This is a genomic window from Micromonospora sp. KC721 (genome assembly GCF_004348355.1).
Lineage (GTDB): Bacteria > Actinomycetota > Actinomycetes > Mycobacteriales > Micromonosporaceae > Micromonospora.
Genome location: NZ_SMJY01000001.1, coordinates 102,894 through 109,809, shown reverse-complemented (window position 1 = coordinate 109,809; position 6,916 = coordinate 102,894). Strand labels below are relative to the sequence as shown.

8 protein-coding genes and 2 pseudogenes are annotated in these 6,916 nt (G+C 72.5%); 5 read left to right on the top strand and 5 right to left on the bottom strand.

Translation table 11 applies throughout. The features are described 5' to 3' along the window. Both E1182_RS00475 and E1182_RS00470 read right to left on the bottom strand, forming a co-directional pair. A pseudogene (locus E1182_RS00475) lies at positions 1–461 on the bottom strand (hypothetical protein); the annotation flags it as partial. A 170-nt stretch (positions 462–631) separates the two neighbouring features. Further along, positions 632–1,594 carry an FAD-dependent oxidoreductase gene (locus E1182_RS00470; RefSeq protein ID WP_132260557.1) on the bottom strand — a complete coding sequence of 321 codons (963 nt, stop codon included), beginning with the start codon at positions 1,592–1,594 and terminating at the stop codon, positions 632–634. Between the two features lie 112 nt (positions 1,595–1,706). Here E1182_RS00470 and E1182_RS00465 point away from each other — a divergent pair, with 112 nt between their 5' ends. Beyond that, positions 1,707–2,609, top strand: coding sequence for a LysR substrate-binding domain-containing protein (locus tag E1182_RS00465; protein ID WP_243705941.1), 903 nt, complete (start codon positions 1,707–1,709; stop codon positions 2,607–2,609). A gap of 8 nt (positions 2,610–2,617) precedes the next feature. Here E1182_RS00465 and E1182_RS00460 read toward each other — a convergent pair whose 3' ends face one another. After that, positions 2,618–3,067 carry an iron chaperone gene (locus E1182_RS00460; protein ID WP_132260555.1) on the bottom strand — a complete coding sequence of 150 codons (450 nt, stop codon included), beginning with the start codon at positions 3,065–3,067 and terminating at the stop codon, positions 2,618–2,620. A 137-nt stretch (positions 3,068–3,204) separates the two neighbouring features. Continuing rightward, a pseudogene (locus tag E1182_RS32860) lies at positions 3,205–3,291 on the bottom strand (uridine kinase); the annotation flags it as partial. Positions 3,292–3,339: 48 nt separating this feature from the next. Between E1182_RS32860 and E1182_RS00450 the strand changes: the two are divergent. The 4 genes from E1182_RS00450 (at position 3,340) to E1182_RS00435 (ending at position 6,105) form a co-directional block, all read left to right on the top strand. After that, the gene (locus E1182_RS00450; protein ID WP_243705940.1) at positions 3,340–3,615 is read left to right on the top strand and encodes a hypothetical protein; all 276 of its coding nucleotides are present in this window, start codon (positions 3,340–3,342) and stop codon (positions 3,613–3,615) included. A 78-nt stretch (positions 3,616–3,693) separates the two neighbouring features. Further along, on the top strand, positions 3,694–4,464 hold the full coding sequence (locus E1182_RS00445) for a phosphotransferase (protein ID WP_132260552.1): 771 nt from the start codon (positions 3,694–3,696) through the stop codon (positions 4,462–4,464). A 98-nt stretch (positions 4,465–4,562) separates the two neighbouring features. Next, the gene (locus tag E1182_RS00440) at positions 4,563–5,060 is read left to right on the top strand and encodes a GNAT family N-acetyltransferase (protein ID WP_132260550.1); all 498 of its coding nucleotides are present in this window, start codon (positions 4,563–4,565) and stop codon (positions 5,058–5,060) included. Between the two features lie 22 nt (positions 5,061–5,082). Then, a complete protein-coding gene (locus E1182_RS00435; protein WP_165942453.1) occupies positions 5,083–6,105 on the top strand; it encodes a CehA/McbA family metallohydrolase in 1,023 nt (340 codons plus the stop codon). Between the two features lie 183 nt (positions 6,106–6,288). Here the strand turns inward: E1182_RS00435 and E1182_RS00430 are convergent, their stop codons facing one another. Next, positions 6,289–6,828 carry a hypothetical protein gene (locus E1182_RS00430; protein WP_132260548.1) on the bottom strand — a complete coding sequence of 180 codons (540 nt, stop codon included), beginning with the start codon at positions 6,826–6,828 and terminating at the stop codon, positions 6,289–6,291. Positions 6,829–6,916: the final 88 nt, after the last annotated feature.

The following is a 6,916-nucleotide window of genomic DNA, read 5'->3' as shown; positions in this document are numbered from 1 at the left end:
CGCGCGGGCGGCGCCACCTGGGTCGGGGACGGCAGGGTGGCCCGGGTGGAGAGTGACACCGGTGCCGGCGAGGAACCGGCCTCCTCGGTGGCGCTGACCGGATCGGGTGCGGGGTCCTGGGCGAACCCGCCGGGCGCCGGGACGAACGCCGTCGCTTCCTGTTCCGGGCGCGGGGCGCCGGACCAGAGCGGGACGAGGGCGAAGACCAGCATGGCGGCCACGCCGACCGCGAGGCAGCCGAGCATCAGCGTCCGGGCGGAGCGGTCGGGAGATTTCCGGGACGTCGGCGCGGGCGGAGGCGTGGTCTGCCGGGACGGTGCCGGAGCAACCTGGTGCCAACGGCCCTGGACGGGGTCGGGGTCCGGTGCGGGTGGCCGGGCCGGTTGGCGGGAGTCGGGCAGCCAGCCGCCGATTCGCAGGGCCGCGTTGGTGGGAGGGGTGTCGTCGGATGAGGTGGCCATGGCCCGTTTCGAAGCTGTGCGAAGCCACTCCGGTGGTGGCGCTGGGCAACGATTATCCGGGCAGTGCGCTTCCCGCGGTCAATAGCCCACTTGGGCGGAAAACGTGACCTTCCTCTGCGGCGCTCCGATGACGGAAAGTGACCATTGTGGTCTGGCCCCGCTTCGCCCGCTCAACCGTCAAGGGCGAGGTCCGCCACCTCGGCGGCGCATCCCCAGGACAGGGTGACCCCCGCCCCGGCGTGACCGTACGCGTGCACGAGCCGGCCGCCGGGCGAGCCCGCCGGGCCCGGCTCCGCCTCCACCCGCGGGCCACCGTGCCGGGCCGGTCGCAACCCGATCCGCTCGCCGAGCACCGGCGCGTCCGCCAACTCCGGCACCAGCGCGACGCAGCGGCGCCGGATCGCTGCTGCCGTGGCCGGGTCAGGTCTGGTGTGCCCCACCCCCGGCTGGTACGTGCCGCCGAGCACCACGTCGTGCCGGCGGGGGTGCACGTACGTGATCCCGGCCGGGTCGTCCTCGTCGCGGACCGAGACGGTCAGGCCCGGGTTCGCCACCAGCACCAGATGCCCGCGCACCGGGTGCACGGCCGGGTCGGCGGCGAGCTGGCCGGCGGCCAGCCCTGTCGCGTTGACGATCGTCGGGGCGGTGGCGAACGCGTCGGCGAGCCGGCGCACCCGGCGGCGCAGGATCCGCCCGCCGCCGGCCTCCAGCCGCTGCCGTAGCCAGTGCAGGTACGGGACCATCTCCACGGTCGGCGCGGTGAACCGCAGCAGCGTGGTGTACGGCGGCTCGGCCGCCTCCGCCGTTAGGTCGTCGAGGGCCTCCGCCCACCACGGCGGGCCGGCGTACCGGTGGCGCAACAGCATCCGGGTCGGCCGCTCGACCACCCCCGGCACCCCGGCCTGGGCCTGGCGGCTCAGCTCGATGCGGGTTTCCCGGGCCCACCGCAGCATTCGTGGGTCCCGCTCGGTGTGGGTCGGGTACCAGACGGCGGCGGCCACCGCGGAGACCGTGTCGGCCGGGTCGTCCGGGGCCAGCACCGTCACCCGTGCCCCACGCTGCTGGAGGGTGACCGCCGTCGTCAGCCCGACGATCCCGCCCCCGATCACCACCACATCCGCCGCTGCCGTCATTGTCGGCTCCCTCCCTCGCTCGGGCCGTTGGCTTCGGATCGTCGCCGGTCCGGTGGGTCGCCGTCCAAGACGGATCAGGTTGCCGGCGATAAGCGGCGCTTATGATGCGGGCATGTCCGATGCCCCGGCCCGCAACGCCTGGTTGGACCCGCGTCGGCTGCGCTCCTTCGCGGTGCTCGCCGAAGAGCTGCACTTCACCCGGGCTGCCGCCCGGCTGTGTATCGCCCAGCCGGCGCTCAGCCAGCAGATCCGGGCCCTGGAACGGCAGCTCGGCGTGCCGCTGGTGCACCGGACCAGCCGGGGCTGCCAGCTGACGGAGGTGGGGGCGCGGGTCGCCGAGGAGGCCGCCCGGCTGCTCGCCGAGGTCGACGCGGCCACCAACCGGATCCGCGACCTGGTAGGCGGGCGGGGCGGGCGGCTCCGGCTCGCGTACACCCGCTCGGCGCGCGGCGGCCCGGTCGACGCGCTGGTCGCGCGGTTCCGGGCCGCCCACCCGGATGTCGAGGTGGTCCCGGAGACGGCCTGGACGGCGCCGAACGTCGCCGGACTGCTCGCCGGCCGACTCGACGTGGCGTTCGTCCGCCCGCCGGTCGACGAGCCGGCGCTGGCCTGCCGGACGGTCGACACCGAGGAGCTGCTGCTGGCCCTGCCCGCGGCTCATCCCCTGGCCGTCGGCCGTCGGAAGATCAGTCGGGACGAGGTGGTCGACCTGCCGGCCGTGATGTGGCCGCGCGAGAACGGCCCCGGCATGTTCGACCGGACGATCGCCCAGGTCTGGCCACGCGGCGGGTTCCGGCTCGTCCGGCAGGAGCCGGACGACGAGCAGCTGCTACGGGCGGTGGCGCAGGGAGGCGTGGTCGCGGCCGTCCCGGCCGGCCGGGCCCGTGCGCTGCGGCTGCGCGGGGTACGGTTGCGCCGCTTCACCGCCCCCACGCCCACCGTGGACGTCGCCCTGGCCTGGTTGCGGGACAGCACCAACCCGGCCCTCGGCCGCCTGCTCGCCCTGCTCGACTGATCGGGGTCTCAGGAGATCGCGGCCCGCACCAGCTCGACGACCTTCTTCTCCACCTCGGGGCTCCACTTCTGCAGCGCGTACGACGTCGGCCACATGTCCCCGTCGTCGAGGTTGGCCGTGTCCTGGAAGCCGAGGGTCGAGTACCGCGAGTTGAACTTGCCGGAGTCCTGGAAGAAAAGAACGATCTTGCCGTTCGCGTTCGTGTAGGCGGGCATGCCGTACCAGGTTTTCGGCGACAGCTCCGGCGCGGTCGCGGCCACCGTCACGTGTACGCGCTCGGCGAGCGCCCGGTCCTCCGGCGCCATCTGCGCGATCCGATCGAGAACCGCCTGCAGGTCGTCCGCCTTCTTGGCGCCCTTCCTGCCCTCGGCGCGCAACTCGGCGGCGCGCTCCTTCATCGCGGCCCGCTCCTCGGGGCTGAAGCCGTCGGACTCGGTCCCGGAGTTCTTGGCGGACATGCTGGGCCTCCTGTTACCTGTTCGGGCGCCGGCCTGCTACCGGCTGCCTGGGAGAAGGCTAGGCCCACGGACAGCCTGGCTGCTTCTCGATTCCTGATCTCATCGCGGCCGGACGAGGGGTCGGGCGCGCGGCACCCTGGCTGGCCGAGCACGGTGTTGTCGATGACCACGTCGGCCAGCCGGAGCGGGTCCACCTCGGCCAGGTACAGCCGTTCGGCGACCAGGAGGTCTGCCACCGATCTCGTCCTCTGGCGGCTGCCACCGTGCCTACCGTGCGGATATCGCTCGCGTTCGTGATCGTGCCACGCGAAGATGTGGTGATGAGCGGAGCACCTGACGGGTTCACCTATCGCCTCCGGAAGAACGGGGAGGTCGAGTTGCTACACCATGGCCGGCCAGCCGGTGTTCTCCGCGGCGCCGCGGCGACCCGGTTTTTGATCGACGTGACGAACGATGATCCACAAGAGCTGATGGCCCGGCTGACCGGCAACTACAAGCACGGCAACGAACGGACGGCGAAGAGCCATCCGCGCAACCGCCGCCGGTAGCCCGACCCAAGGCATGCGGGAACACGCCCTTGCGCAGTGCCGCGCGATGCACCAGGCGTGCGCCGAGCGGGTGGACCGATGACCGGGGCGGAGGTCCCGCTCACCGGGGGCAACGTCACGGCGGGCGTGGTGCGGGTCGGCGACACCGTACGACGGCGGGTCGGCCCGTGGACGCCGGCGGTCCACGCGCTGCTCGACCATCTCTGGTCGGTCGGGTTCCGGGGCGCACCGCGCGCGTTGGGCATCGACGAGCAGGGACGGGAGGTGCTCAGCTACGTCGACGGTGAGGTGCCGTGGCCGTTCCGCTTCGACCTGCTGGAGCCGCGTGACCAGCTCGCCAGGGTGGGTCGGCTCGTCCGGGAGCTGCACGACGCCCTGGCGACCTTCACCCCGCCGCCGGACGCGCGCTGGAACGTGCTGATCCCGGCGGACCGCGACGAGTTGGTCATCCACCACGACCTGGCCCCGTGGAACCTGGTGGTCGGGGATCGGTGGGTCGTCATCGACTGGGACAACGCCGGGCCGGGCTCGCGGCTGTGGGACGTCGCGTACGCCGTCCACGGCTTCGTGCCCATGTCGGCGCACCCCGACTGGCAGCGGGTGGACGCCGGGCCGCGACTGCGGGCCTTCGCCGATGCCTACGGGCTGGACGAGCAGCAGCGCCGTCGCCTGGCGCCGATGCTGACCGTCCGGACCCGGGCGATGTACGAGTTCCTGCGCGAGCAGGCAGCGCTCGGCGCGGAACCCTGGGCGACCCACTGGCGGACCGGGCACGGCGACGCGTGGCGCTCGGACGCCGAGTACACTGAGCACCACACGGACCTGTGGGTGAGGGCGTTGCTCGACTGACTGGGTCGGAAGCGGATCGTGGCCGGTTGCCGTGCACCCTGTCGTCCAGCCCGAGGGATGACGTCGCGCCCACCCCTCCACCCGAACGGAGCCTGCTCGTGGCCGACCTCGCCGTCCGCCCGATGACCGTGGCCGACGCCGACCGGGTCCTCGCCATCTACCAGGCCGGTCTCGACGGCGGTCACGCCAGCTTCGAGACCACCGCCCCCACCTGGGCGGCCTTCGAGACCGGGAGGCTGCCCGCCCACCGCTTCGTCGCCGCCGACCTCGCCGATGAGGTCGTCGGCTGGGTCGCGGTCACACCCACCTCCACCCGCGCGGTCTACGCCGGCGTGGTCGAACACTCGATCTACATCGACCCCGCCGCCCAGGGCAGGGGAGCCGGTCGCCTACTCCTGGACGCGTTGATCACCTCCACCGAGGCCGCCGGGATCTGGACCATCCAGTCCGGCGTGTTCCCCGAGAACACCGCCAGCCTGGCCGTGCACCGGCGGGCCGGGTTCCGGATCGTCGGCACCCGGGAACGCGTCGGCCGCCACCACGGCCGGTGGCGGGACGTCATCCTCCTGGAACGCCGCAGCCCCGCCATCACCTGACCGTCGCGAGTAGCCTCCGGGAATGGCGTTCGGTCAAGGGTTGGCTGGGCCAGCCGGCGAGGCGCGGTTCCCGCCGCGGCAGGCTGCGGGGCGGGGACCCGGCTGGTACCGGGGTGACTGCCACGTGCACTCGGTGCACTCGCACGGCGCAGACCGGACGCCGGCGCAGCTGGCCGCCGCTGCCCGCGCGGCCGGCCTGGACTTCGTCGCCACCACTGAGCACAACAACTCGCTCGGGCACGAAGCGTGGGCACCCCACGCGGGTGATGATCTGCTGGTCATCCTGGGTCAGGAGGTCACCACTCGCACCGGGCACTGGTTGGCGCTCGGTGTCGCCCCCGCAGCAGTGGTGGACTGGCGGTACGGCGTCCGCGACGAGGTGATCCGTCGGCACCTCGACCAGGTACGTCGAGGGGGCGGGTTGTGCGTCGCGGCCCACCCGTACGCGCCCTATCCCGGCGGCACTTTGATGTACCCGTACCGCTGGTTCGACGCCGTCGAGGTATGGAACGGGCTGTGGGCGTCGGACGTGGCGTGGAACGCCGACAACGAGGCGGCCCTGGCCGAGTGGGGGCGCGGACTGGCCTTCGACGTGCACCAGGGGAGTTGGCGTCCGGCGGTGGGCAGCAGCGACACCCATCTGGCGGGTCAGCTCGGCGCGCCGCACACCGTCGTGTTCGCGGAGGAGTTGAGCACCGAGGCGATTCTCGCCGGTGTCCGGGCGGGCCGGAGCTGGATCGCGGAGTCGGCCGCCGTCGAACTGGCGTTCGCCGCCACTGCCGCCGACCGGAGCGCGGGCGTCGGCGAACGCCTGGAATCCCGGGGCGAACCGGTCGTGGTGCGGGTACGGGTGACGGGCGTGCCGTTCGGCATCGTCAGCCTGCACACCGAGCGCGGCGTGGCACACCGTGAGCGGTTGGGCGCCGACGGATCGGGCGTCGCTCAGTGGCGGACCGCGGCGGACGAATCCGGCCTGGTGCGGGTCGAGGTACGTCATCCGGACGGACGTATGGCGGCGCTCAGCAACCCGATCACGATGATCTGACCGGCGCGATCTGCCCACTGGTTTCAGCCGAGGTCGTGTTCCTTCTGCGACCATCATCGATCGGCAACCCGGGCGGTGCGGACGTCGGTCGACCCACTCGGCGAACCGATGCGTAGAGCACACCGTTTCCCCTGCTCAGGGCCTTCCCGTCGTCCGCACCGCCCGGTTCTCGCGAATCAGACCTCAGGAGGTGCTGCCCGGGAGCACCCAGGCTCCCTCCGGCCCGGCGTACACGCCGCCGAGGCCGGGAACGCTGGCGGCCCGGCCCGGCGCCGTGCCGTTGGTGGCCGACTCGACCGCGTCGAGGATGTCGTCGAGCACCTCGACGTCGATGTCCACGTCCAGGTCGATGTCGCGGATGCAGACGACGACGCCCTGCACGTTGGCGTTCGTCGCGGCGGCCACGCCGGTCTGGACGAAGGTGTTGACGCTATTGGTGCTGGTGTTGTCGCGGATGTTCTGGATGACCGCCGCGTCGGCGTCCTGGTCGTTGGTCGCGCAGGTGACGCCGTTGCCGTCCCCGTCGGGCAGTACCACCCGCTTGGGCGTGGTGTTGCCACGGTTGTTGTTCGAGGAGTTCTTCTCCCGCTGCTGGTTCGAGTTGCGGGGCTCCTTGCTCGGGCCGTCCGGCGCGGCGAGCGCCGCGACGGGTGCCGCGAACAGCAGGGCGGCGCTGCCCAGCACCGCCCCGCCGGCGAGCTTGGTCAGAAACCTCTTCGACATGTCCCTCATCCCTTCTTTGGGGTCGGCTCAGGAGGACGAGCCAAGCTGAACGTTAGGCGGATTCATGTCGTATCGGGCCGTTTTCCAG

Excerpts from the sequence above, each read along its gene's own strand:
- E1182_RS00460 (WP_132260555.1), bottom strand. The coding sequence starts at position 3,067 with ATGTCCGCCAAGAACTCCGGGACCGAGTCCGACGGCTTCAGCCCCGAG.
- E1182_RS00445 (WP_132260552.1), top strand. The coding sequence starts at position 3,694 with ATGACCGGGGCGGAGGTCCCGCTCACCGGGGGCAACGTCACGGCGGGC.
- E1182_RS00430 (WP_132260548.1), bottom strand. The coding sequence starts at position 6,828 with ATGTCGAAGAGGTTTCTGACCAAGCTCGCCGGCGGGGCGGTGCTGGGC.
- E1182_RS00470 (WP_132260557.1), bottom strand. The coding sequence starts at position 1,594 with ATGACGGCAGCGGCGGATGTGGTGGTGATCGGGGGCGGGATCGTCGGG.
- E1182_RS00435 (WP_165942453.1), top strand. The coding sequence starts at position 5,083 with ATGGCGTTCGGTCAAGGGTTGGCTGGGCCAGCCGGCGAGGCGCGGTTC.
- E1182_RS00465 (WP_243705941.1), top strand. The coding sequence starts at position 1,707 with ATGTCCGATGCCCCGGCCCGCAACGCCTGGTTGGACCCGCGTCGGCTG.